Raw genomic sequence first — 25,038 nt, forward strand, 5'->3', positions numbered from 1 at the left:
CACCTATCCGAGACCGGCGGCGCCCTTGTCGGCGGCCAATGGGTCGGCCACCCCAGCAGATGCGTCGAGCAGAGGGCCTTGCGCCAGCCGGGTCACCAGGGGTGGGACCGGTGGCGAGAACCCGGTCACTGCGCGCAGTGCGGTCAGGATGTCGTCGGGGCGTACGGCCGGTGTGGTGTGCCGAACGACCATCCGCAGTATCGCACACCCCTCGCCGTCGACCCCGGTCACCGCCATCGAGAGCACGGCCCCGCGCGTGTCGAACGTCCGCGGGCCCGTCTTGAAGGTCCGGGTGGTCTCGGCGACCTCGAGGGCGAGATACGCGGCCACGGCGGCCTCGACCTGCGCCGGGTCGGCCTCCCGGACGACGAGCTCCCACGAGCTGGCCTCGAGGCGGTCGGCCAGCGCTCCCGCCGACGCCTCCACGACCTCGAGGACGTCGATGCCGTCGGGCAGGGCCTCGTCGAGCGCCGCCCGGACCGACTCGGGGTCGACCCGCTCGGTGACCCGGATCTCGAAGTACTCGGCCTCGCTCGCGGTGCCGGTGGCGGCGCCGTTGGCGTAGGAGATCAACGGGTGCGGGTGGAAGCCGGCGGAGAACGCCATCGGCACGTCGGCCCGGCGCAGGGCGCGCTCGAGGGCGCGGGAGAAGTCACGCGTGGAGGCGAAGCGCAGCCGGCCGCGCTTGGCGTAGCGGATGCGCAGCTTCTGGACCGCGGGGGCGGGAGGAGGTCCCTCGGGAGTGCGCTGGCGGGCCATGCCTCCCAGCGTAGGAGCGCCCGACCTCCCCCACCGAATCGGCGCCGGGGCCTGGTCCTCCTCAGGCGCCGACGCTCGGCCAGGGCGTGTCCTCGTAGGCCTGCGCGATCGGCACGGGGGTCCCCTGCTCGTCCGTCCCTGTTCCCCGGACGCTAGGCGGGACCTCGCGGGCCGGGCAATGGGGAGCACTTCCCGGCGGCCCCTGACCTGCACCATCGCGGAATCAGGAGGAGGAGGGCGCGCCACGCCATCGATCCGCGCGTCGGAACCTCTGCCGCGCACTCCATCCGTGTGGATATCGTGCGGACATGCCCGACATCGACAGGTCACGCCTCGCCGAGCTGCTCGCCGCCGAGCAGGCGACCTACACGCAGGGCCACCACCGCAGCCGCGAGCTGTTCGAGCAGGGCAGCAACCTGTTCGGCCGCGTGCCGATGACGTGGATGAACAAGTGGACCGGCGGCTTCCCGCTCTACCTCGACCACGCCCGCGGCAACCGGATCAGCGACGTCGACGGGCACACCTACGTCGACTTCGCCCTCGGGGACACCGGCGCGATGGCCGGCCACTCCCCCCGCGCCACGGTCGAGGCCGTGGGCCGGCGGATGGGCGACCTCGGCGGCATCACGACGATGCTCCCCACCGAGGACGCCCAGTGGGTCGGTGCCGAGCTCACCCGTCGCTTCGGGATGCCGCTGTGGAGCTTCACGCTCTCGGCCACCGACGCGAACCGGTGGGCCGTGCGCCTCGCTCGCCTGGCCACCGGCCGCCCGAAGATCCTCGTGTTCGCGTACTGCTACCACGGGTCGGTCGACGAGACCTTCGCCGTCCCGGGCCCGGACGGCAAGGCCGAGTCGCGACCGGGCAACGTCGCTCCCCCGGTCGACCTCGACCTCACCACGCGGGTCGCGACCTGGAACGACCTCGAGTCGCTCGAGCGCGAGCTGGCCCACGGTGACGTCGCCGCCGTCCTCACCGAGCCGGCGCTGACCAACATCGGCATCGTCCTGCCCGAGCCCGGCTTCCTCGAGGGCGTGCGCGAGCTCGCGACCCGGTACGGCAGCCTGCTGATGATCGACGAGACGCACACCTTCTCCACCGGATGGGGCGGCGCCACCCGTGCCTGGGGCCTCGAGCCGGACATCTTCGTCATCGGCAAGTCCATCGGCGGAGGTATCCCGTCCGGCGCGTACGGCATCACCGAGGAGCTCGCCGCGCGGGTCACCTCGCACACCGACGCGGGCGACGCCGACATCATCGACGTCGGTGGCGTGGGCGGGACCCTGGCCGGTAACGCGCTGACCTCCGCGGCGATGCGGGCGACGCTGGGCGAGGTGCTCACCGAGGCCGCCTTCGCGCACATGACCGAGCTCGCCACGGCGTACACCGAGGGGGTCCAGGCGACGCTCGACGAGCTCGACGTGCCGTGGTCGGTGGTCCAGCTCGGGGCGCGCTCGGAGTACCGCTTCGCCCGGCCCGCGCCCCGCACGGGCGAGGAGTCCGCGGCCGCGCACGACGACGACCTCGACGCCTACATGCACCTCGCGATGTGCAACCGCGGCATCCTCATGACGCCGTTCCACAACATGGCGCTCATGTGCCCCGACACCACGCGGGCCGACGTCGACCGCCACACCGCGCTGTTCCGTGAGGTCGTGGGCGCGCTCTACGCCTGAGCCCCGCCGCTCCCCTGGCGAACGTGTGTGAACACGCCCCAGCATCCGGGCGTGTTCACACACGATCGCGCTTGACGGGGTCTCAGCGGGAGGCGCGGACCCGGCGGAAGGTCTCGACCTGGTCCCAGACCGTGACGACGACGACGCCCAGCGCGACGCCGACCGTGAGGTCGCGCACCGCGTCGGCCCACCCGCCGGCCACGAGCACCTGCACGAACGCGCCGTTGAACAGGCTCTCGGTGTGCAGCAGCCACAGCACACTTCCCGCCGCCACGACGTCGAGGACGAGGCCGGTCACGGCGAGGGGGACGGTCCAGCGTCGGGCCCGGAAGGCGGCGACGGCCAGCACGGCCTGCGCGACGACGATCGCGAGCAGGAGGGGGATCCACCCCGACCACAGCGCCGGGTCGAGGGCGGGCACGGCCTCGTCGCCGCGGCGGACCGGCGAGCTCGTGTGCTGCCAGACCAGGGCGAGCGCCATGAGGAGCAGGACGACGACCGACGCCACCGTCTCGCCGACCCCCACGGACCGGGTGCGCTGGTCCTCGGGGAGCTGGTCGGGGTCCCACGCCACGAGGGCGTCCGGCTGGGTGCGCTCGACGAGCGCGAAGACCAGGGTGGTCCAGAACAGCACGTGCAGGGCGACGGTGAGCCCGGTGAGCGCGGCGTTGCCGAAGGCCGGCCCCACCCCCGACACCGCGACGTCATCGACGAAGAGCCGGATGACGAGGTTGATGACGGCCACGGTGGGCACGACGGTCCACAGCAGGAGCGTGACGAGCCGGCGCCACTGCGGGTAGACCGCCGGGCCGATGAGGTGCAGCGGGCTGCCGGTGTACCCGGCGGCCAGGCGCATGGGGTCGCCGAGCTCGACGAGGACGGCGCGCTCGGCATCGTCGCGGGTGGCGGCGCCGTCGTCGACGCGGGCGTCGACCATGTCCTCGATGGTGGCGCGCAGCTCGCGCTCGACGTCGCCGCGCTGGGCGTCGTCGAGGCCGCGCACGGTGGCGGAGACGTAGCGGTCGGTGAGGGAGGTCATGGCGGGTCCTTCCGGGTCAGCTCAGGTCGGTGATGGCGGCGTCGAGGGCGCGCCAGTCGGTGCGCAGGGCGGCGAGGACGGACTCCCCCGCCGGGCTCGTGCGGTAGAACTTGCGCGGCCGGCTCTCGTCGGTGTTCCACTGCGCCTCGAGCAGGCCCTGCTTCTCGAGGCGACGCAGCAGCGGGTAGAGCGTGTTGGCGTCGACGCCGAAGCCGGCGCGGCCGAGCTGCTCGAGCAGCGCGTAGCCGTAGCCGGGCGTGCGCAACGTGGCGAGCGAGGCCACGACCACGGTGCCGCGCCGCAGCTCCTGCAGGTGTCCGGCCAGGACGTCCTCGTCGGGGGTCATGCGCCACACGATAGTGTGCGTCACACACTATCGTCAACGACACATGTTCGAGCCCACGCCCGGTCCGGCTGAGTGCGGCAACACGCAGGCCTCGACAGCCGAACGTCGGCGTGTTGCCGTCCTGAAGTGGCGCAGGAGCGGGCCCGACGACCGGGGAGGCGAGGCCAGCCGGGGTCGCTCAGTCGCCGAAGCGCTCGCGGATCCTCACGAGCTCGACGGCGTGGGCGTCGAGCACCCGGTCCTCGTCGTTGGCGGGGACCCACGTGGGGCAGGGCACGGCCCGTCGCTCGTCGTCGATCCCCACGAAGATGGTGCGGCAGTACGTGGTCAGCTCCATCCCCTCGGGCACGGCGGTGGGGTCACCCGACCGCACGTGGACGCCGATGTGCATCGAGGTGCGGCCGGTGTGCAGCAGCCGCGCCTCGACCTCGACGAGGTGGCCGATCCGCAGCGGCCGGTAGAAGCGCACTCCCCCGGTGAAGATGGCGACGTTGTGGGCGTCCCCGGTCCACTGCGTCGCGAGGACGTGGGCGGCCTCGTCGATCCAGCGCATGACGATGCCGCCGTGCACCTTGCCGCCCCAGTTGACGTCGGTCGGCGCCGCGAGGAAGCGCAGCGACACCCGCGGCGCCGTCCCGGCGTCGGTGTACTCGACCCCCGCCATCGCCGTCTCGACCTCGGCGCGCAGGTCGGCCCGCCGCACGGCCCACGCCTGCTGCAGCTCCTCCCCCAGGGTCGCGGGCGCGAACGTCGGCACGGGCGTCGAGCGGCCCTCGTCGTCGACGGCCACGAAGACCATGAGGCAGCGGGTCGCCGGCGCGAGCTCGCGGGTGCGCGGCGGACCGGACGCGACGTCGACGGTCACGTGCATCGAGCTGCGCCCGGTGAGGACGACGCGCGCCGTCACCTCGACGAGCTCACCGACCTCGACGGGCCGGGTGAACCGGACGTTGCCGACGTAGGCGGTCACGGCGTAGGTGCCACCCCAGCCGGCGGCCGCGGCGTACCCCGCCTTGTCGATCCACTCCAGGACCCGGCCGGCCGACACCGACCCCGAGCGCCCGGCATCCGTGGGCGCGGCGAGGAAGCGCAGCGTGATCTCGGCGGGTGGCCGGTGCTCGCCCACGGGCGACCTCCTCGGGAACGGGTGGCCACACTCTCCCACCCGGTGCGGCCGCGCCGCGCCCGAGTCCGTCGGTCAGGCGTGGGTGTGCTCGCGCATCGCCTCGCGGCCGGAGCCGAGGACGGTGAGCGGCAGCAGCTTGACGCCGGTGGGGCCGATCTCGATCTCGGTGTTCATCTGCGGGCAGACGCCGCAGTCGAAGCACGGGGTCCAGCGGCAGTCGTCGACCTCGGTCTCGTCGAGCGAGTCGAGCCAGTCCTGCCAGAGCCACTCCTTGTCGAGCCCGGAGTCGATGTGGTCCCAGGGCAGGACCTCGGACTCCCCGCGCTCGCGGGTGGTGTACCAGGCGACGTCGATACCGAACGCCGGCAGCTCGCGCTCGGCCGCGGCCATCCAGCGGTCGTAGGAGAAGTGCTCGGACCAGCCGTCGAAGCGGCCGCCGTCGCGCCACACGGCCTCGATGACGCGGCCGACCCGGCGGTCACCGCGCGAGAGCAGTCCCTCGACGATGCCGGGCTTGCCGTCGTGGTAGCGGAACCCGATGGCGCTGGCGAAGCGGCGGTCGGCGCGGATGGCCTCCCGCAGCTTGGCCAGGCGGGCGTCGGTCTCCTCGGCGCCGAGCTGCGCGGCCCACTGGAACGGAGTGTGCGGCTTGGGCACGAACCCGCCGATGGAGACGGTGCACCGGATGTCGCGGCGGCCACTGACCTCACGGCCGGTCTCGATGACGCGCTTCGCCAGCTCGGCGATCTGCAGGACGTCCTCGTCGGTCTCGGTGGGCAGGCCGCACATGAAGTAGAGCTTCACCTGCCGCCAGCCCGCGCCGTACGCGGCCGAGACGGTGCGGATGAGGTCCTCCTCGGTCACCATCTTGTTGATGACCTTGCGGATCCGCTCCGACCCTCCCTCGGGCGCGAAGGTCAGCCCCGAGCGGCGCCCGTTGCGGGTCAGCTCGTTGGCGAGGTCGATGTTGAAAGCGTCGACGCGCGTGGAGGGAAGCGACAGACCGGTGTTGGTGCCCTCGTAGCGGTCGGCCAGGCCCTTGGCGACGTCGGCGATCTCGGAGTGGTCGGCCGAGCTCAGGGAGAGCAGGCCCACCTCCTCGAATCCCGTTGCGGCCAGGCCGCGCTCGACCATCTCGCCGATGCCGGTGATGGAGCGCTCGCGCACCGGGCGGGTGATCATCCCGGCCTGGCAGAAGCGGCAGCCGCGGGTGCAGCCGCGGAAGATCTCGACCGACATCCGCTCGTGCACCGACTCGGCCAGCGGCACGAGCGGCTGCTTCGGGTACGGCCAGGCGTCGAGGTCCATGACGGTGTGCTTCGAGACGCGCCACGGCACGCCGGGCGCGTTCGGGGCGACGCGCTGGATGCGCCCGTCGGACAGGTAGGTGACGTCGTAGAACGCCGGGACGTAGACGCCACCCGTGCGCGCCAGGCGCAGGAGGATCTCTCGTCGGCCACCGGGTCGGCCCTCGCGCTTCCACGCGCCGACGAGGTCGGTGATGGCGAGGACGGCCTCCTCGCCGTCGCCCACCACGGCGGCGTCGACGAAGTCGACGATCGTCTCGGGGTTGAAGGCCGCATGGCCGCCGGCGATGACAAGGGGGTGGCTGTCGTCGCGGTCGGCGGCGTGCAGCGGGATGCCGGCGAGGTCGAGCGCGGTGAGCATGTTCGTGTAGCCGAGCTCGGTGGAGAACGACAGGCCGAACAGGTCGAAGTCACCGACGGGGCGGTGCGCGTCGACGGTGAACTGCGGGACGCCGTGCTCGCGCATCAGGGCCTCGAGGTCGGGCCACACCGCGTAGGTGCGCTCGGCCAGGGCGTCGGGCCGCTCGTTGAGGACTTCGTACAGGATCATGACGCCCTGGTTCGGCACGCCGACCTCGTAGGCGTCGGGGTACATCAGCGACCACCGCACGGTGGCGTCGCCGGCGACGTCCCAGTCCTTGACCGTGGAGTTCAGCTCGCCGCCGACGTACTGGATCGGCTTGCTCACCTGCTCGAGGAGCGGCTCGAGGGAGCGGAAGACGGACTGACCGGGCATCCCCCAAGGGTAGGTCGCCGCGCCGAACCACCCAAAACGCCGCCGATCCTCCCCACTGTTCGCGACCCGTGAACGCGAATCGGGCCAGATGCGTTCACCCAGCGCCATGAGTGGAGGGGGTGGGAGGTCGACCGGGGCGGCCGCGGGTGCTGGGATGGGGGCATGACCACGGACACGCCCGTCGACCTGGTCGTCCTCGGCCTCGGGCCCGGCGGCGAGCACCTCGCCACCGAGGCCGCGAAGGCCGGCCTCACCGTCGTCGGCGTCGACAAGCGCCTCGTCGGCGGCGAGTGCCCCTACTACGGCTGCATCCCCTCGAAGATGGTCATCCGCGCGGCCGGCTCGCTCGCCGAGGCCCGCCGGGTCGCGGCGCTGGCCGGCACGGCCGAGGTCGCCCCCGACTGGTCGGTCGTCGCCCGCCGCATCCGCGACGAGGCCACCGACGACTGGGACGACACCGTCGCCGTCGAGCGCCTCGAGAGGGCCGGGGTCCGCTTCGTCCGCGGTCACGGCCGCCTCGATGGCGTGGGCACCGTCGTCGTCGGCGACCAGCGGTTCGTCGCGAGCCGAGGCGTCGTCCTCAACACGGGCACGGCGCCGGCCGCCCCACCCGTCGACGGCCTCGCCGACACCCCGTTCTGGACCAACCGCGACGTCCTCGCCACCCCCGACCTTCCCGCGTCGATGGTCGTCATCGGCGGCGGCGCGATCGGGGCCGAGCTGGCCCAGGCGTTCGCCCGCTTCGGCACCGAGGTCTCGCTCGTCGAGGTCGCGCCGCGGATCCTCGCGCTGGAGGAGCCGGAGTCCTCCGAGGTCGTCGCCGCCGCGTTCGCCGCCGAGGGCGTCCGGGTGCTCGCGGGCGCGAAGATCCGCCGGGTCGACCACGCCGAGGGCCGCTTCACCGTGGCCGTCACGGATGCGGGAGGCACCGACCTCGACCTCGGCGCCGACCGCCTCCTCGTCGCGGCCGGTCGACGCCCCAACCTCCACGACATCGGGCTGGAGACCGTCGGGCTCGACCCGGCCGCCCGCAGCATCGCCACCGACGGCCGGATGCGCGCGGGCGAGCGGCTCTGGGCGGTCGGCGACATCGCCGGCAAGGGCGCGTTCACCCACCTGTCGATGTACCAGGCCGGCATCGCCCTCGACGACGTCCTGGGCCGCGGCGACCGCGAGGCCGAGTACCACGCGGTCCCCCGCGTCACCTTCACCGACCCCGAGGTCGGGTCGGTGGGGCTGACCGAGCAGCAGGCCCGCGACGCCGGCCTCGACGTCGCCACCGGCAGCACCCCGCTGTCGGGCTCCACGCGCGGCTGGATCCACGGCCCCGGCGGCGAGGGCGTCATCAAGCTCGTCGCCGACCGCGCCACCGGGACGCTCGTCGGCGCCACCGCCGTCGGCCCGAGCGGCGGCGAGGTCCTGTCGATGCTCGCGACCGCCGTGCACGCGCGCGTCCCCGTGGCCACCCTGCGGGGCATGGTGTTCGCCTACCCGACCTTCCACCGCGCCGTCGAGACCGCGCTGGCCGCCCTCGAGGAGTGAGCGTGGGTCCCGCGGACCGGGTCGCCGCCGCGATGGCGGCCCAGCCGCGCGTCCTCTTCCTCCCCCGCGCCGCTCGACCCGAGGCCGCGCACGACGGCCCGCTCGCCATCGGCCACGGCCAGACCAACAGCCAGCCGCGCACCGTGGCGGCGATGCTCGAGCTCCTCGACGTCCGACCCGGCCACCGCGTGCTCGACGTCGGGTCCGGCTCCGGCTGGACCACCGCCCTGCTCGCCGAGCTCGTCGGGCCGACCGGCGAGGTCCTCGGCCTCGAGCTGGTCGACGACCTCGTCGACTTCGGCCGACGCAACCTCGCGCGAACAGGCCTGTCCCACGCCGTGATCCGCGCCGCCTCCCCCGGCGTCCTCGGCGCCCCCGACGACGCACCCTTCGACCGCGTGCTCGTCTCGGCGATGGCCCGGCACCTCCCCGAGGCCCTCGTGGCCCAGCTCGCCCCCGGTGGCGTCCTCGTCGTCCCCGTCGACGGCCTGATGACGCGGGTCGTCCTCGACGACCCCGCCACGGGAGGCCGCCACACCACCACGCACGGCCGCTACCGCTTCGTCCCCCTCATCGGCGGCTGAGTCCGACCGAGGCCGCACACGGCGACGCCCGGACCGACGGAGGTGGTCCGGGCGTCGTGCCGAGCGGGCTCGGCGTGGGGGTCAGCCCGCGTAGTGGGCGTCGAGCAGGTCCTTGTACTTCTCCGCGACGACCTTGCGCTTGAGCTTCAGCGAGGGCGTCAGCTCGCCCTCCTCGACCGTGAGGTCGTGCTCGAGGATGGTGAACTTCTTGATCGTCTCCCACCGGTTGAGCCCGGCGTTGAGCTGGTCGACGTAGCCCTGCACCATCTCGCGCACGGCGTCCGAGGCCACGATCTCCTGGTAGGACTTCCCCTCCATCCCGTTCTGGGCGGCCCAGCCGGCGATGGCGTCGGGGTCGAGGGTGATGAGGGCGGAGACGAAGTTGCGGTCGGCCCCGTAGACGACGAGCTGGCTGGCGTAGGGGCACAGGCCCTTGAACGTCGACTCGATGATCGAGGGCGCGACGTACTTGCCGCCGCTCGTCTTGAACAGGTCCTTCTTGCGGTCGGTGATCCGCAGGAAGCCGCGGTCGTCGAGCTCGCCGATGTCGCCGGTGTGCAGCCAGCCGTCGGCGTCGAGCGCCTCGGCCGTCGCCTCGGGGTTGTTGTGGTACCCCTCCATGATCCCGGGACCACGGAGCAGGACCTCGCCGTCCTCGGCGAGGTGGATCTCGGTGCCGGGCAGCGCCCAGCCGACCGTGCCGTACCGGTACGCCTTGGTCCGCGCCACGAACGAGGCGGCGCTGGACTCGGTGAGCCCGTAGCCCTCGGCGATCTGCATGCCCATGCTGTCGAACCATCGGGCGATGTCGCCGTTGAGGGCGGCCGAGCCGGAGATGAAGAAGCGGATGTTCCCGCCGAAGCGCTCGCGGATCTTCGCGCCGATGATCTTGTCGCTGATGGCGTACTTCCGGGCGAGCATCCCGGACGGGTTCTTGCCCTGCTCGCGCAGGATGCTGACCTCGCGGCCGACGTCGCTGGCCCAGGTGAACAGCTTCGCCTTGAGCCCGCCCTCGGCGGCCATCATCATCGAGATCCGGCCGTAGGCCTTCTCGAAGATGCGCGGCGCGGCGCCCATGAAGGTGGGCTTGACGACGGCGAGGTTGTCGACGATCTTGTCGATCCGGCCGTCGATGGCGGTGGGGAAGCCGATCTGCAGCGGCAGGGTGAGCAGCACCTTGCCGAACACGTGCGCGAGCGGCAGCCAGAGGTACTGCAGGTCGTCCTCGTGGAGGATGTCGATCGACTCGGTGCCCGCGGCCTCGTAGGTCCACGAGCTGTGCCGCAGCCGCACGCCCTTGGGGCGCCCGGTGGTGCCCGAGGTGTAGATGATCGTCGCGAGCTGGTCGGGCTGGATGCGGTCGATGCGGGCGTCGATGCCGCCCGGGTCGCCCTCGAGGTACTCGCGGCCCAGGGTGCGCACGTCGTCGAGGCTGAGGGTCCACGCGTCGTCGTCGGACTGCCCGTCGAAGACGACGACCCGGGTGACGCCGGGGATCTGCGCCCGGATGGAGCGCAGCTTGTCGAGCTGCTCGGCGTTCTCGGCGAAGACGACCTTGGTGCCGGAGTCGGCGAGGATGAACGCGACGTCGTCGGCGATGGTCGTGGGGTAGATCGTCGTGGTGGCGCCGCCGCTCACCATGATGGCGAGGTCGGCCAGCGCCCACTCGTAGCGCGTGCTCGACGCGATGGCGACCCGGTCCTCGGGGTCGACGCCCAGGGCCACGAGGCCGGCCCCGATCTCGCGGACGACGGTGTCGACGTCCTTCCACGACTCGGTGACCCACTCGTCGCCGCCCTCGCGGACGATGGCGTGGAGGAACGCGGGCCGGTCGGGGGTGGCCGTGACCCGGTCGCGGAAGAGGTGCCCCACGCTCTGCGCGCGGTTCTCCAGCACGGCGTGGTCCACGGGCTCGTCGGAGGGAGCGTGGATCTGGGGAGAAGCGGTGAGCATCGCGGCATCGTCCTCGACATTGGGGGCGTTGGTGCGCGAATCCTGTCACAGCGGAGCCACAGAGGGAATGCGTTGGTTACCGGCGAGTCGCTTTCGTGATGGGGCGGCTCGCCGGACGGGTCAGCGGTCGCGACCCGCGGTGTGCGCCGCGTCGACGAGCCCGACCGCGAGCCACGACACGACCATCGAGGACCCGCCGTACGACACGAACGGCAGCGGCAGCCCCGTGACGGGGAGCAGCCCGAGGTTCATCCCGACGTTCTGCACCACCTGCACGGCCAGCCACGCGGCGACCCCCACCGCCACGAGCCGACCGAACGGCTCCGGCGACCGGGCCGCCACGCGCAGCACCCGCAGCACGACGAAACCGAGGAGCAGCAGCAGCCCGGTGGCCCCGACGAAACCCAGCTCCTCCCCCGCCACGGAGAAGACGAAGTCGTTGAGCTGGTAGGGCACGTCGCCGCCCTGGGTCCGCTGACCGTTCATGAACCCCTGGCCCCACAGTCCGCCCGCGCCGATGGCGAGGCGCACCATCCGCGTCTGGTAGCCGCTGCCCTGGGGGTCGGCCGAGGGGTCGGCGAAGGCGGCGAGGCGGTCGCGCTGGTAGTCGCTGAGGACGGGGGTGGTCAGCGCGACGACGACCACCGCGGCCGCGAGGACCACCGCACCGACGAGCCACCGGCGCGGGACCCCCGCCACGGCGACGAGGACCGCCCCCATCGCGAGCACCACCGCGGCCGAGCCGAGGTCGGGCTGGAGGAGGACCAGGCCCACCGGCAGCGCGACGAGCGCCGCCGCGACGAGCACCTCACGGGTGCCCGGCGCCCGCCCCCGCTCGGCCGGGGCGGCCAGCACCGCCGCGAGGAGGACGCACAGCCCGACCTTGACCAGCTCCGCCGGCTGGAGGGTGAACCCCCCGACGAGCGGGATCCAGGAGCGCGACCCGTTCACCGTCAGCCCCACCGGGGTCAGCACCGCCACGAGGGCGAGCAGCGCCAGTCCGTAGAGCACCGGCGCCCCCACCCGCAGCCGCGCCTGACCGGCCCGGCTCACCATGACGGCGAGGACGAGGCCGACGGTCGAGGCCAGCAGGTGCCGCACGAGGTAGGCCGTGCCGTCGGTGTGCGCCGTCGCCGACCAGACGAGCAACCCGCCCACGACGGAGGTGCCGGCGGCCGCGAGGTAGAGCCCGACGTCGTGCCGGGCCCACCCGCTCAGGCGGTGACGATCTTCGCCAGCAGCTCGCGGCACCGCGCGACGTCCTGGGTCATCGCGTCGGTCAGCTCGTCGACGCTCTCGAAGCGCAGCGTCGGCCGGATGTGCGCCGTGAACTCGACCATCACCTGCTCGTCGTAGAGGTCGAGGTCGTCGCGGTCGAGGACGTAGGCCTCCACCGTGCGCCGGTCGCGGGTGTCGAACGTCGGGTTGGTGCCCACGCTGATGGCGCAGGGCATGGTGCGGTCGGTGGCGTCCTCGGGCTGGTCGAGCCGGGTCAGCCAGCCGGCGTAGACGCCCTCCTGGGGCACGAGGCCGAGGGCGTCGGCCGACAGGTTCGCGGTGGGGAAGCCGAGGTCGCGGCCGCGGTGGTTGCCGTGGACGACGGTGCCGACGACGCGGTGCGGGCGACCGAGGATGCCGGCGGCAGCGGACACGTCGCCCTCGGCGAGGAGGGCGCGGACGGCGGTGGAGGAGAACCGCTCCCCGTTGCCGATGTCCTCCAGCGCGACGACCTCGAAGCCGAGCTGCTCGCCCAGCGCCTGCAGGGTCGAGACGTCGCCGGAGTTGCGGTACCCGAAGCGGGTGTCGTGGCCGACGACGACGCAGCGCGCGCCCAGGCCCTCGACGAACACCGAGCGGACGAACTCCTCGGGGCTCTGCTGGGCGAACTCGCGGGTGAACTCCAGCACGAGGAGCCCGTCGAGGCCGGTGTCGGCGAGCAGCTCGTCGCGCTGGGCCGGCGGCGTGATGACCGCGGGCGCCTCGTCGGGGCGGAGCAGGGCGATGGGGTGCTGGTCGAAGGTCACGGCCACGGTGGGCAGGTCGAGACGGTGGCCGGCCTCGACGAGTGCCGCCAGCACGGCCCGGTGCCCCCGGTGGACGCCGTCGAAGTTGCCGAGGGTGACGACGCAGGGCCGCAGGGCCTCGGGCGTCGCCGTGGGGTCGGTCCAGCGGTGCACGGGCACCACTCTACGAACTCGCCGGGGCGAAGACGACGAGGCTGCGCGCGGTGGGACGTGTCTCGTCGAGCATGGCCACGAGGGTGCCGTCGGGGCCGATGGCGGCGACCGGTTCGGCGCGTCCGGGCACGGCCGACGCCAGCCGCTGGCCGAACCCCAGCGTCCTGGCCTCGGCGGCGTCGAGGTCGCGCACGACGAACGCCGCGCGGGCGGCGTCGGCGATGGGCGTGATCGGCATCGGGGTGCCGGCGGCCAGCCGGGCCTCGAGGTCGGCCAGCGGCTGGGCGTCCTCGATGCCGAACCCGCCGACCCGCGTGCGGCGCAGCGCGGTGAGGTGTCCCCCGGTGCCGAGCGCGGCGCCGAGGTCGCGGGCCAGGGCCCGCACGTAGGTGCCGGAGGAGACGGTGACCTCGACGTCGACGTCGACCACCGGCACGCCCTCGACCTCGAGCGCCCGAACCTCGCCGACCGAGAAGCGCGAGACGGTGACCGGCCGCGCCGGCAGCGCCACGTCCTCCCCCGCCCGCGCGCGGTGGTAGGCCCGCTCGCCCTTGACCTTGATGGCGCTGACCGAGCTCGGGACCTGCTGGATCTCGCCGGTGAGGCCGACGACGGCCGCGACGACGGCGTCACGGGTGAGCCCCGGTGCCCCCGCGGCAGCCGTGACCTCGCCCTCGGCGTCGTCGGTGACCGTAGCCTGGCCCAGCCGCACCGTGGCGGTGTAGTCCTTGTCGCAGCCGACGAGGAAGGTCAGCAGCCGCGTGGCGCGGCCCACCCCGAGGACGAGCACGCCGGTCGCCATCGGGTCCAGGGTCCCGGCGTGGCCGACCTTGCGGGTGCCGCACAGCCGGCGCGAGCGTGCGACGACGTCGTGGCTCGTCCAGTCCTGCGGCTTGTCGACGACGAGGAGGCCGTCGGTCACCTAGCGCGCATCCTGGTCGACCGGCTCGGTGGCGAGCTCGTCGTCCTCGTCCTCGCGGTCCTTCTTGTACGGGTCGGCCTCGCCGGCGTGCACGGCGCCGGCGGCGGCCGCGGCCACCTCGGCGTCCTTCTCGCGCGCGGCCCGCAGGAGGTCGTCGATGTGGGCGGCGTTCTCGGGGATGGCGTCGGCGATGAACTCCAGCGACGGCGTGAGCCGGATGCCGAGCTGCTTGCCGACGAAGGAGCGCAGCTTGCCCTTGTTCTCCTCGAGGATCTTGGCGGTCACGGCGCGCTGCCGCTCGTCGCCGAAGACGGTGTAGAAGAGCGACGCGTGCTGCAGGTCACCGGTGACGCGGACGTCGGTGACGGTGACGAACCCGAGGTCGGGGTCCTTGACGATGGAGCCGAGGTTCGCGGCGGTCAGGGTCTTGATCCGGTCGGCGACCTTCTGGGCGCGGGCGGTGTCGGCCACGGTGTTCTCCTGGGGCTCGTCGGGACGAGGGACGGCCTCAACTGTAGTGAGGCGTCCCTTGGACGGGAGCGGCCGGCCTCCGTGGGACGGGGCTCGCCCCGTGTCACACCCGCGAAGCGGGCTCAGCTCTCCACCGGCAGCGGGTCAGGGTCCAGTCCGAGTCGGTGTCCTGGCGGAATGCCTCGACGTCGAGGCCCAGGCCGCTGAGGGCCCGGACACTCGGTGCGCCACGCACCAGGTGGGCGAGGTGCACGCCGCGCATCTCGTCGGCGTCGTGGCCCGCCGCGCCGCAGTGCAGGCTCCAGTCCTCCCCGCGGTCCGGGTCCGACTGGCGCGCGACCCACAGCACGGCCGCACCCTCGTCGACGACGTGGGTGCACGAGAACGCCGTCCGGTCCGGCGGGACGGGGAAGGTCCAGGCGGGATCCTGCTCCAGCCCTTCGGGTGGGTCCTGGGGAACGCGCCACGCAGGAGGCTGCAGCTCGTCCAGGACGTCGGGCGCGCCCGGTTGCCAGGCGAAGACTCCGGACATGGTCGGCCACACGACGACGAGCGCCTCGGGCACGCGCCGGTGGAACCAGCCCGACCAGGTGACCGTCTCGCGCAGGGCCTCCTCGCGGACCTCGGCGACGACGACCGGAACGCCGCCGAGCACGTCCTCGAGCACGTCACCGGCGCGCAGTCGTCGGCCTGCCATGACGCGCTGAGCCACGCTGTTGAGCACCCCGTGCATGAGACCGAGGTCGAGTCCGGACATGAGGATCTCGGGATGGGCACAGCGGTGCCCCAACCCGACCGTGTAGGCGAAAGGCGGACCGGACTCCGCGTCGGCGTGCTCGTGATGACCCGGGTCCTCACAGCACCCGTCGTCGGACACCGCCAGCACCTGCCAGCCGTGCTGCAGGACCGTGTCGATCACGCGGCGGTCGCCCTCGTCGTAGCGGGGGTCCGGGCGGCACACGTGGCACCCGCACCCGGGCGCCGCCGGAAGCGGTCCCATCCCGTCGTGGTTCCCCTGGTCGCCCATTCCGTCCTCCCCTTGGTCGCTCTCCCCGAGCTCCTCGCGTAGCGCCCACGGTAGGCGGACCTGCCGACAAGGGCCGGCCCGTCATCCACAGGTAGCGACGAGGGCGGCATCCGGTGTGGATGCCGCCCTCGCGGTGCGTGTCGTGGGGAAGGTCATCCGGGTCATGACCCTGACAGACCTCCCCGCGACGGGGTCAGGCTCGCGGCTTCTCGCGCATCTCGTACGTCGCGATGAGGTCCTCGAGCTGGAGGTCGTTGTACGACCCCAGGTTGATGCCGCACTCGAAGCCCTCGCGGACCTCGGTGACGTCGTCCTTGAACCGGCGCAGGCCGGCGATCTCGACGTTCTCGGCCACGACGACACCGTTGCGCGTGATGCGCGCCTTGGTGCCGCGCTTGATCTCGCCGCTGCGGACGATCGACCCGGCGATGTTGCCGAACTTGGACGAGCGGAAGATCTCGCGGATCTCGGCGGTGCCGAGCTCGACCTCCTCGTACTCCGGCTTGAGCATGCCCTTGAGGGACAGCTCGATCTCCTCGATCGCCTGGTAGATGACCGAGTAGTACCGGATCTCGACGCCCTCGCGCTCGGCGACCTCGGCGTTCTGCCCCTCGGCTCGGACGTTGAAGCCGATGATGACGGCGTTGGACGCCATCGCGAGGTTGATGTTGTTCAGCGTGATGGCGCCGACACCGCGGTCGATGATCCGCAGGTCGACGTCGTCGCCGACGTCGATCTGGAGGAGCGCGTCCTCCAGGGCCTCGACCGAACCCGACACGTCACCCTTGAGGATGAGGTTGAGGGTGTCGACCTTGCCCGCCGCGAGGGCCTCGTTGAGGTCCTCGAGGGAGATGCGCTTGCGGGCCTTGGCCAGGCTCGCCTGACGGTCGGCCGCCTCACGCTTCTCGGCGATCTGGCGCGCGGTGCGGTCGTCGGGGGCGACGACGAAGGTGTCGCCGGCCCGCGGGACCGAGGACAGGCCGAGCACCTGCACGGGACGCGAGGGCAGGGCCTCCGCGACGTTGTTGCCGTGCTCGTCGAGCATCGCGCGGACACGTCCGTGCGAGGAGCCCGCGACGATGGCGTCACCGACGCGCAGCGTGCCCGACTGGATGAGGACGGTCGCCGTGGCGCCGCGCCCCTTGTCCAGGTTGGCCTCGATGGCGATGCCGCGCGCGTCGCGCTCGGCGTTGGCCCGCAGGTCCAGGGCCGCGTCGGCCGTGAGGAGCACGGCCTCGAGCAGCTGGTCGATGTTCTGTCCCTGCTTCGCGGAGACGTCGACGAACATCGTCTCGCCGCCGTACTCCTCGGCGACGAGGTTGTACTCGGTGAGCTGCTGGCGGACCTTGGACGGGTTCGCGCCCTCGACGTCGATCTTGTTGACGGCGACGACGATCGGCACGTCCGCGGCCTGGGCGTGGTTGAGCGCCTCGATGGTCTGCGGCATGACGCCGTCGTCGGCGGCGACGACGAGGATCGCGATGTCCGTGACCTTGGCACCACGGGCACGCATGGCGGTGAACGCCTCGTGGCCCGGGGTGTCGACGAAGGTGATGGCCCGCTCGACGCCCTCGTGCTCCTTGTGGATCTGGTAGGCGCCGATGTGCTGCGTGATGCCGCCGGCCTCTCCGGCCGCGACCTCCGCGTTGCGGATGGCGTCGAGGAGGCGCGTCTTGCCGTGGTCGACGTGACCCATGACGGTCACGACCGGCGGACGGGCCTGGAGGTCCTCGTCGTCCTCGCCCTCGATGCCCGTCTCCAGGTCGATGTTGAAGGAGTCGAAGAGCTCGCGCTCCTCCTCCTCCGGCGAGACCATGCGGATGTCGTAGCCGAGCTCGCCGCCGAGGAGACGGAAGGTGTCCTCGTCCAGGCTCTGCGTCGCCGTGGCCATCTCACCGAGGTGGAACAGCACGGTGACGAGCGCACCGGGGTTGGCGTCGATCTTGTCGGCGAAGTCGGACAGGCTCGCGCCCTGGCGGATCTGGATGACGGTGGTGCCGTCACCGCGGGGGACGCTGACGCCGCCGATCGACGGTGCCTGCATCTCCTCGAACTCGAGGCGCTTGGCGCGCTTGGACTTGCGGGCGCGACCGGGACGGCCACCACCGCGACCGAAGGCACCAGCGGTGCCACCGCGACCGGTGAAACCGCCGCCGCGACCGCCGCCGCCGGGACGACCGGCGAAGCCGCCGCCACCGCCCGGACCACCCGGACGGCCACCGGGACCACCGGGGCCGCCGGGACGGGCGCCACCGCGGGCGGGGCGCTCACCGGGACGGGCGACCGCGCTGCGGTCGGGCATCATGCCGGGGCTGGGACGCGGACCACCGGGGCGGGGACCACCGGGGCCGGCGGGGGCGCCACCGGCGGGACGGGGCCCACCGGGACGGCTCTGCGGACGCGGCATGCCCTGGCTCGGGGCGAACGGGTTGTTGCCCGGACGCGCAGCGGCCTCGCGCTGACGACCCATGCCCTGGCTGGGCGCGTAGGGGTTGTTGCCCGGGCGCGGGGCGCCGGGACGCGGGGGGCGGGCGCCACCCTGGCCGGCGCCACCCTCACGGGCGGCCGGAGCGACCGGAGCAGCCGGGGCCGCGGGCGCCGGGGCGCTCGGGGTCGGCGCCGGGGCGCTGGGGGCGGGAGCCGCAGGTCGCGACGGCGCCGGGGCGCTCGGAGCGGGTGCGGAGGCCGCGGGAGCCGCCGGCGCGGAGGCCGCCGGGGCAGCCGGTGCCGCGGCGGGAGCCGGAGCGGCCGGGGACGCGGGCGCAGCCGGAGCAGCGGGGGCGGCCGGGGCGGAAGCCGCCGGGGCAGCCGCGGCGGCCGGCTTGGCCGGGCCCGCCGGACGGGCCGGGGCCTTCTTGGCGGTCGACTCGGCCTTGCCGGAGTCGGCCGGGAACTTCTCGTTGTAGCGCCGGACCACCGGCGCCTCGATCGTCGAGCTGGCGCTCTTGACGTACTCGCCCATCTCGTTCAGGCGCTCGAGGACGATCTTGCTCGTCTCTCCGCGCTCCTTGGCGAGGGCGCTCACACGGACTTTAGACACATCTCTCCTGTCCAGGTCCGTGCCGTCTGGCCGGACCGTCGTTACAGCTGGGGGGTGCTCATCGCTGAGTACTCATCGGGTGCTCATCAGCGTCAAACCCGCTTCCGGTCGTGGTGCTCTACTGGCTGGTCGTTCGGTGGTTCCTGCGCGTGGGCCCTGACCCAGTCGTCGACCGCTGTGTGGTCGGTCGGCGTGCTGCTGCGCAGCGCGCGACCGAACGCCCGGCGGCGGACGGCGAGGTCGAGGCACGAGATGGTGGGGTGCAGCCATGCGCCGCGCCCCGGCCGAGCCCGCTCGGGATCGGGGACGAGGACCGTGAGGCCTCCGCCACCGGGTCCGAGGACCACTCGCAGGAGTGTCGACCGGCTATCCGCCCCACGACACCCGATGCACGTGCGCACCGGGCCGCGCGGCCGGAGTCCAGTCCGGTCGATCTCCACCAGTCTACCGCCTACGCGCGGTCGGGGGTGTCACCGGTTCCCGTGGAGGGCGCGGCGGCGGGCTCGATGTCGGGCCGGATGTCGATGCGCCAGCCGGTCAGCTTCGCCGCGAGGCGGGCGTTCTGGCCCTCGCGGCCGATCGCCAGGCTCAGCTGGTAGTCGGGGACGACGACGCGGGCCGAGCGCAGCTGGCGGTCGACGATCTCCACGGAGTTCACGCGCGCCGGCGACAGGGCCGCCGCGATGAAGGCCTGGGGGTCGTCGACGAAGTCGACGATGTCGATCTTCTCGCCGTGCAGCTCGCTCATCACGGCCCGCACGCGGGCGCCCATCGGGCCGATGCAGGCGCCCTTGGCGTTGAGCCCGGCGACCTTGGTGTGCACCGCGATCTTCGTGCGGTGCCCGGCCTCGCGGGCCAGGGCCTCGATCTGGACGCTGCCGTCGGCGATCTCGGGCACCTCGAGGGCGAAGAGCTTCTTCACGAGGTTCGGGTGGGTGCGCGACAGGCCGATCTGCGGGCCGCGGGGGCCGCGCTTGACCGACACGACGAAGCAGCGCAGCCGCTGGCCGTGCACGTACTGCTCCCCCGGCACCTGCTCGGCGAGCGGGAGGATCCCCTCGACCGTGCCGAAGTCGACGGTGACGTGCCGCGGGTCGGGGCTCTGCTGGATGATGCCGGCCACGATGTCGCCCTCGCGGCCCTTGAAGTCGCCGAGGATCGCGTCGTCCTCGATGTCGCGCAGCCGCTGCACGATGACCTGCCGCGCGGTGGCGGCGGCCACCCGGCCGAAGCCGGTGGGGGTGTCGTCGAACTCGGGGCCGAGCTCGCGGCGGGGGCGTGCCGGGTCGCCGTCCTCGTCGACCGCGCCCTCCTCGGGCTCGATCTCGTGCTCCTCGCGGGCCCAGATCACGACGTGTCCGGTCTTGCGGTCGAGCTCGGCGCGGGAGGAGCGGAAGTGCCCGTCGGTGCGCTGGTAGGCCAGGACGAGGGCCTGCTCGATCGCCGGGATCAGCACGTCGAGGGCGATCCCGCGCTCGCGCTCGATGGCGCGCAGTGCGGCCAGGTCGATGTCCATGCTCAGCTCTCCTTGCTCTCGTCGTGGCGGGCGAACTCCACCTGCACGACGGCCTTGCGGACGTCCGCGTAGGACACCGTCTCGGTACGGGCGGGTGTCTTGCGGGCCGCAGGGACCTCGATCGTGGCCTCGCTGAGGGAGGCGGCGGTGAGCCGGCCGATGACCTCGTCGTCGGCGCGGTGGAGCTCGAGGAGGCGGCCGACGTTGCGGCGGTAGTGTCGCGGTTCGGTGAGCGGGCGGCCGACCCCCGGCGAGGAGACCTCGAGGGTGTAGGGCTGCTCCCCCATCGCGTCGGACGCGTCGAGCGCGTCGCTGACGAGGCGGGTCGCGTCGGCGACCTCGTCGAGGGAGAGGGGCTCGGTGGCCTCGGTGACGACCTCGGGGTCGGTGCCCAGGTCGCGGTCCACGAGGATCCGGACGACGCGGCGGTGGCCCGCGGTGGTGACCGCGACGTCGTCGAGGACGAGTCCGCTGGCCGCGAGGGCCTGCTCGAGGACGGGGCGGATGTGCTCGGCGTTGGCCATGCTGGTGCCTCTCCTCTCTGCAGTTAGGTGTCGGCCGTGGGGCCGACGTCCCCACTCTAGGCCACCACCGAACCCGCCCCGAAACCCCGTGCGACGATGGGCGCATGCCGCAGCGAGGAGGGGACGTCGGCCGTCGCCGCGTGCTCACCGCCCTCCTCGGCGCGGCCCTGCTGCCCACCGCCGCGTGCGGGATCCGGCTCGAGGACGACGCCCCCCGGGTGCCCCTCGTGCCCACGCGGACCCCCCTCCCGGCCGAGGCCGCGCTCGTCGCGCTGATACGCGAGACGCTGGCCCTCGCCACCGCCGCGGCGGCCCTCGACGGCGACCTCGCGGCCGACATCGCGGCCGTGCACCGCCGCCAGCACACGGTGCTGCGCACCACCCTGTTGCGCCGCCAGGTGCCTGCGGCCTCCGTCGACGGGCCGGGTGCGGGGACCGCGAGCGCGAGCCCTTCGGCGTCTCCCTCCGCCTCCCCGACGACGTCGGCCGGCGCCGACGGCCGGACCGCCCTCGCGTCCGACGAGGCCGCAGCCGCGGCGTCCGCCGGGACGTTCGTCGACGTCGAGACCGACCTGCGCGCCACGGTGGCGGCCCTGCACGCCCAGCGCTACGCCGCCGCCACCCTGCTCGCCGGACGCACGCCCGACGTCCCCGCCGACCCGGTCGGCGGCGACACCGTGGCGCGAGCGGTCGCCCTCACGGAGGCGGCCATCTGGCTGCTCGAGGTCGTGAGCGCCCGGTCGCAGGCGCGCCAGCGCGACCGGTCCGACGCGACCCTCGTCGTGCTGCGCGGGCTGCGCACCGACCAGCTCGCCGGCGGCGCGCGATCCGAGTCAGCGCTGGGCCACCCCCTGCCGTTCGCCGTGAAGACCGCCGCGGATGCCGCGCGCCTGGCGCGCGAGGTCCTCTCCGCACTGCGGGCCGACCTCGGCGCCCTCCTCGCCCCGCTCGTCGCCGAGCACGCGGGTGCCGGGCTCGCCGCCGGCGTGCGGTGGCTCGGCACGGTGGAGGTCGAGGCCCACCGCTGGGGCGTCGACCTCGAGCCGTTCCCCGGGCTGGCCTGACCCGTGACGCAGGTCCCCGTGGTCCCGGCCGACTGGCTGGCGTGGATCTCGCGGCTCCCGGCCGAGGGTGGCCCCTCGGGTGCCGAGTGGGCCACGCAGGCCCAGCGGCTCCTGGCGAGCGCCTTCGAGCGGTGGGACCTCGTGCCCGACGGTCCGCTGCGCACCGGGTGGACGGCCGTCGTGGCGCCCGTGCTGCGCGACGGGGAGCCGCTGGCCCTCAAGGTCGTGCGCCGCAGCGTCGACACCGACGGCGAACCGCTGGCGCTGCGGCTGTGGGGCGGCGACGGGGCGGTGCGCCTCGTGGCCGCGTTGCCGTCGGACGGGTTGCTCCTGCTCGAGCGGCTCGACGCCGAGACCGACCTGCGATCCCTCGACAGCGACGCCGGGTGCGAGGTCATCGGCGGGCTCCTCGCCCGGTTGCACCGGCCGGCCCCCGCGGCACTGCCCCCGGTGGGCCCGTGGGCGGGCGGCTGGCTCGCCGAGGCGGCCCAGCGCGACGCCCTCCCGCGCCGGCTGGTGGCGCGGTGCACCGGGCTGCTCGCCGAGCTGTCGAGCGACCCGTCCGCCGACGCGACCCTCGTGCACGGGGACCTCCACTACGAGAACGTCCTCGCCGGGTCGCGGGAGCCGTGGCTCGCCATCGACCCGCAGCCGCGGGCCGGCCACCCGGGCTGGGACCTGCACGCCGTGCTGCGCAACCGTCGCGACGAGCTGGGCACGGGAGCGGCGCTGCGCTGGTCGGTGCGCCGCCGCCTCGAGGTCTGGTGCGACGCCGCCGGGGTGGACGAGGACGTCGCCCGCTGGTGGACCATCGTCCGCTGCGGCGTCGAGGCCGTGTGGGCCCTCGACGACGACAACGCCGAGGAGGTCTCGTTCAGCATCGCCCTCGCCAAGGCCCTCGACGAGTGACGCGACCGGTGCGCCGTCAGCCGTGACGCCTACGGTGGGGTGATGCCGAACCGGCTCGCCGCCTCCCTGTCCCCCTACCTCCTCCAGCACGCCGACAACCCGGTCGACTGGTGGGAGTGGGGCGACGACGCGTTCGCCGAGGCCCGACGACGCGACGTCCCGGTCCTCCTCTCGGTCGGCTACGCCGCCTGCCACTGGTGCCACGTCATGGCGCACGAGTGCTTCGAGGACGACGAGGTGGCCGCGGCCGTGAACGCCGGCTTCGTCGCCGTGAAGGTCGACCGCGAGGAGCGCCCTGACGTCGACGCCGTGTACATGGCCGCGACGACCGCCCTCACCGGCGCCGGTGGCTGGCCGATGACGTGCCTGCTCACCACCGACGGCGACCCGTTCTTCGCCGGCACCTACCTGCCCAAGCCGCAGCTGATGCAGCTGCTCGCCCAGGCCGACCACCTCTGGCGCACCGACCGCGAGCGGGTCCTCGCCTCCGGGGCCAATGTGGCGGCCCGGCTGCGGGAGGTCACAGCACCCCCGGCGCCGAGCGTGGTCGACGCCGCGGTGTGCGACACCGCCGTCCGGCGCCTGCGCGGCGAGCACGACGACGCCCGCGGCGGCTTCGGCAGCGCCCCGAAGTTCCCGCCGTCCTCGGTCCTGGAGTTCCTGCTGCGCCACCACGCCCGCACCGGCGACGCCGACGCCCTCGCGATGGTGCGGGCCACGGCGTCGGCGATGGCCCGAGGCGGGATGTACGACCAGCTGGCCGGCGGCTTCGCGCGGTACAGCGTCGACGCCGCGTGGGTCGTGCCGCACTTCGAGAAGATGCTCTACGACAACGCCCAGCTGCTGCGGGTCTACCTCCACCTCTGGCGGGCCACCGGTGACCCGCTCGCCCGGCGCGTGGCCGAGGAGACCGCCGACTTCCTCGTCCGCGACCTCGGCACCCCCGAGGGGGCGCTCGCCTCGGCCCTCGACGCCGACACGGTCGTGGACGGCCACTCCCACGAAGGGCTGACCTACGCCTGGACGCCGGCCCAGCTGGTGGACGTGCTGGGGGCGGACGACGGGGCGCGCGCAGCCGACCTGCTGTCGGTGACGGCGTCCGGGACCTTCGAGGAGGGTGTGTCCACCCTCCAGCGGCGCACCGACCCCGACGACGAGGCGTGGTGGGAGGACGTGCGCTCGCGCCTCCTCGCGGCCCGTGGCACCCGGCCGCAGCCGGCGCGCGACGACAAGGTCGTCACGGCGTGGAACGGCCTGGCGGTGGCCGGGCTCGCGGAGGCGGGCGTCCTCCTCGACCGGCCCGACCTCCTCGACGCGGCCCGCGCGGCGGCGGCCTTCGTCCTGGCCACCCACGTCGTCGACGGCCGGCTGCGCCGGACCTCGCGGGGAGGGAGGGTGGGTGCGGCCCCGGCCGTCCTCGACGACCACGCCGACCTCGCCGAGGGTCTCCTCGCGCTGTACCAGGCGAGCGGCGACGCCTCCTGGCTCGCTGGCGCCGAGCGCCTCCTCGACGACGCGCTGGCGCTCTTCGTCGACGGCGACGGGACGCTGCACGACACCGCGCACGACGCGTCCGCCCTCTTCGCGCGTCCCGCTGCCCGCACCGACCTCGCGGAACCGAGCGGTGCGTCGGCCCTGGCCGGGGCCCTGCTGACGCTGTCCTCGCTCACGGGGTCGGTGCGGCACCGTGAGGCCGCGGGCCGGGCCCTCGACGCGTGCGGTGCCGTGGCGGCGCAGGACCCGCGGTTCGGCGGATGGACCCTGGCCGTCGCCGAGGCGGTGCTCGCCGGACCGCTGCAGGTGGCCGTCGTGGGCGACGGGTCGCAGGCTGAGTCGTTGCTCGCGGTGGTCAGGGCGTCGACGTCACCGGGGCTGGTGCTGGCTCACGGCGCGCCGGACGCGCGCGGCGTGGCGCTGCTCGCGAACCGTCCACTGCTGCAGGGGAACCCGGCCGCCTACGTGTGCCGTGGGTTCGTGTGCGACCGGCCCGTGGGGTCGCCGGAGGAGCTGCGCGCCCTCGTGCGCTGAGGCGTGCCCTCGGCACGGCCGCCTGGTGACGGCCGTGCCGAGGGGGACCGCGGTGGTGCGTGGCCGTCGCACGACAGCCACGCACCACCGCTGTTCACGCCCCGTACGGATGCCGAGAGGCACAGAGGAAAGACGTCCCCGACCGGGCGTGCGTCCCGGTGGGGTCGCCGCCTTCTCGGCATCCGCCAGCACCAGCGGGCGCGAGCCGCCCCCGAGGGGATTGCGGGCACCACAGAGGAGCTGTGGGCGCGCACTCCGTGAGGAGCGCACGTCCGATCGCCCGATCGCTCGG

At 73.6% G+C, this 25,038-nt stretch carries 21 protein-coding genes; 6 read left to right on the top strand and 15 right to left on the bottom strand.

Going from position 1 to position 25,038, the window contains the following annotated elements:
* Positions 1–3: 3 nt before the first annotated feature.
* Complete coding sequence (locus ACFLFB_RS12505; RefSeq protein WP_392542508.1) at positions 4–759, bottom strand: TIGR03936 family radical SAM-associated protein; 756 nt, start codon at positions 757–759, stop codon at positions 4–6.
* 308 nt (positions 760–1,067) lie between these two features.
* Here ACFLFB_RS12505 and ACFLFB_RS12510 point away from each other — a divergent pair, with 308 nt between their 5' ends.
* Positions 1,068–2,435 (top strand): transaminase, encoded by a 1,368-nt coding sequence (locus ACFLFB_RS12510; protein ID WP_392542509.1) that lies wholly within the window; start codon positions 1,068–1,070, stop codon positions 2,433–2,435.
* A gap of 82 nt (positions 2,436–2,517) precedes the next feature.
* On the opposite strand, the gene ACFLFB_RS12515 is transcribed toward ACFLFB_RS12510, so the two are convergent.
* The 4 genes from ACFLFB_RS12515 to ACFLFB_RS12530 all read right to left on the bottom strand — a co-directional run bounded on the left by ACFLFB_RS12515 (position 2,518) and on the right by ACFLFB_RS12530 (position 6,989).
* Complete coding sequence (locus ACFLFB_RS12515; protein WP_392542510.1) at positions 2,518–3,474, bottom strand: permease prefix domain 1-containing protein; 957 nt, start codon at positions 3,472–3,474, stop codon at positions 2,518–2,520.
* Positions 3,475–3,490: 16 nt separating this feature from the next.
* The gene (locus ACFLFB_RS12520; RefSeq protein ID WP_392542511.1) at positions 3,491–3,820 is read right to left on the bottom strand and encodes a PadR family transcriptional regulator; all 330 of its coding nucleotides are present in this window, start codon (positions 3,818–3,820) and stop codon (positions 3,491–3,493) included.
* Between the two features lie 178 nt (positions 3,821–3,998).
* Entirely contained in the window at positions 3,999–4,946 is a 948-nt protein-coding gene (locus ACFLFB_RS12525; RefSeq protein WP_392542512.1) for an acyl-CoA thioesterase, read from the bottom strand.
* A gap of 72 nt (positions 4,947–5,018) precedes the next feature.
* Positions 5,019–6,989, bottom strand: a complete 1,971-nt coding sequence (locus ACFLFB_RS12530; RefSeq protein ID WP_392542513.1) for a TIGR03960 family B12-binding radical SAM protein — start codon at positions 6,987–6,989, stop codon at positions 5,019–5,021.
* A 162-nt stretch (positions 6,990–7,151) separates the two neighbouring features.
* On the opposite strand from ACFLFB_RS12530, the gene ACFLFB_RS12535 reads away from it, so the two are divergent.
* Together ACFLFB_RS12535 and ACFLFB_RS12540 are read left to right on the top strand one after the other, a co-directional pair.
* Entirely contained in the window at positions 7,152–8,531 is a 1,380-nt protein-coding gene (locus ACFLFB_RS12535; RefSeq protein WP_392542514.1) for a dihydrolipoyl dehydrogenase family protein, read from the top strand.
* A 2-nt stretch (positions 8,532–8,533) separates the two neighbouring features.
* On the top strand, positions 8,534–9,115 hold the full coding sequence (locus ACFLFB_RS12540; RefSeq protein WP_392542515.1) for a protein-L-isoaspartate O-methyltransferase: 582 nt from the start codon (positions 8,534–8,536) through the stop codon (positions 9,113–9,115).
* An 81-nt stretch (positions 9,116–9,196) separates the two neighbouring features.
* On the opposite strand, the gene ACFLFB_RS12545 is transcribed toward ACFLFB_RS12540, so the two are convergent.
* The 10 genes from ACFLFB_RS12545 to rimP all read right to left on the bottom strand — a co-directional run bounded on the left by ACFLFB_RS12545 (position 9,197) and on the right by rimP (position 20,745).
* The gene (locus ACFLFB_RS12545; protein ID WP_392542516.1) at positions 9,197–11,068 is read right to left on the bottom strand and encodes an AMP-dependent synthetase/ligase; all 1,872 of its coding nucleotides are present in this window, start codon (positions 11,066–11,068) and stop codon (positions 9,197–9,199) included.
* A 120-nt stretch (positions 11,069–11,188) separates the two neighbouring features.
* Positions 11,189–12,319 (bottom strand): FtsW/RodA/SpoVE family cell cycle protein, encoded by a 1,131-nt coding sequence (locus ACFLFB_RS12550; protein WP_392542517.1) that lies wholly within the window; start codon positions 12,317–12,319, stop codon positions 11,189–11,191.
* Positions 12,283–13,245: a bifunctional riboflavin kinase/FAD synthetase gene (locus ACFLFB_RS12555; protein ID WP_392542518.1), complete on the bottom strand. Its 963-nt coding sequence runs from the start codon at positions 13,243–13,245 to the stop codon at positions 12,283–12,285. The genes ACFLFB_RS12550 and ACFLFB_RS12555 overlap by 37 nt, the downstream gene beginning before the upstream one ends.
* A gap of 10 nt (positions 13,246–13,255) precedes the next feature.
* Positions 13,256–14,167 (bottom strand): tRNA pseudouridine(55) synthase TruB, encoded by a 912-nt coding sequence (gene truB / locus ACFLFB_RS12560; RefSeq protein ID WP_392542519.1) that lies wholly within the window; start codon positions 14,165–14,167, stop codon positions 13,256–13,258.
* Positions 14,168–14,638: a 30S ribosome-binding factor RbfA gene (gene rbfA / locus ACFLFB_RS12565; RefSeq protein ID WP_392542520.1), complete on the bottom strand. Its 471-nt coding sequence runs from the start codon at positions 14,636–14,638 to the stop codon at positions 14,168–14,170.
* A gap of 103 nt (positions 14,639–14,741) precedes the next feature.
* Entirely contained in the window at positions 14,742–15,557 is an 816-nt protein-coding gene (locus tag ACFLFB_RS12570; RefSeq protein ID WP_392542521.1) for a DUF4262 domain-containing protein, read from the bottom strand.
* 301 nt (positions 15,558–15,858) lie between these two features.
* Entirely contained in the window at positions 15,859–18,705 is a 2,847-nt protein-coding gene (gene infB, locus ACFLFB_RS12575; RefSeq protein WP_392542522.1) for a translation initiation factor IF-2, read from the bottom strand.
* Between the two features lie 92 nt (positions 18,706–18,797).
* The gene (locus ACFLFB_RS12580; RefSeq protein WP_392542523.1) at positions 18,798–19,145 is read right to left on the bottom strand and encodes a YlxR family protein; all 348 of its coding nucleotides are present in this window, start codon (positions 19,143–19,145) and stop codon (positions 18,798–18,800) included.
* Positions 19,146–19,156: 11 nt separating this feature from the next.
* A complete protein-coding gene (nusA, locus tag ACFLFB_RS12585) occupies positions 19,157–20,221 on the bottom strand; it encodes a transcription termination factor NusA (protein ID WP_392542524.1) in 1,065 nt (354 codons plus the stop codon).
* A gap of 2 nt (positions 20,222–20,223) precedes the next feature.
* The gene (rimP, locus tag ACFLFB_RS12590) at positions 20,224–20,745 is read right to left on the bottom strand and encodes a ribosome maturation factor RimP (protein WP_392542525.1); all 522 of its coding nucleotides are present in this window, start codon (positions 20,743–20,745) and stop codon (positions 20,224–20,226) included.
* A gap of 104 nt (positions 20,746–20,849) precedes the next feature.
* Between rimP and ACFLFB_RS12595 the strand changes: the two genes are divergently transcribed.
* From ACFLFB_RS12595 to ACFLFB_RS12605, 3 genes are read left to right on the top strand one after another with little or no spacing between them, the layout of a single operon-like run.
* Complete coding sequence (locus tag ACFLFB_RS12595) at positions 20,850–21,809, top strand: hypothetical protein (RefSeq protein ID WP_392542526.1); 960 nt, start codon at positions 20,850–20,852, stop codon at positions 21,807–21,809.
* Between the two features lie 3 nt (positions 21,810–21,812).
* Positions 21,813–22,718 (top strand): aminoglycoside phosphotransferase family protein, encoded by a 906-nt coding sequence (locus ACFLFB_RS12600; protein ID WP_392542527.1) that lies wholly within the window; start codon positions 21,813–21,815, stop codon positions 22,716–22,718.
* A 42-nt stretch (positions 22,719–22,760) separates the two neighbouring features.
* A complete protein-coding gene (locus ACFLFB_RS12605) occupies positions 22,761–24,746 on the top strand; it encodes a thioredoxin domain-containing protein (protein ID WP_392542528.1) in 1,986 nt (661 codons plus the stop codon).
* Positions 24,747–25,038 lie beyond the last annotated feature (292 nt).

The sequence above is a fragment of the Oryzobacter telluris genome (assembly GCF_043099285.1).
Classification (GTDB): Bacteria; Actinomycetota; Actinomycetes; order Actinomycetales; family Dermatophilaceae; genus Oryzobacter; species Oryzobacter telluris.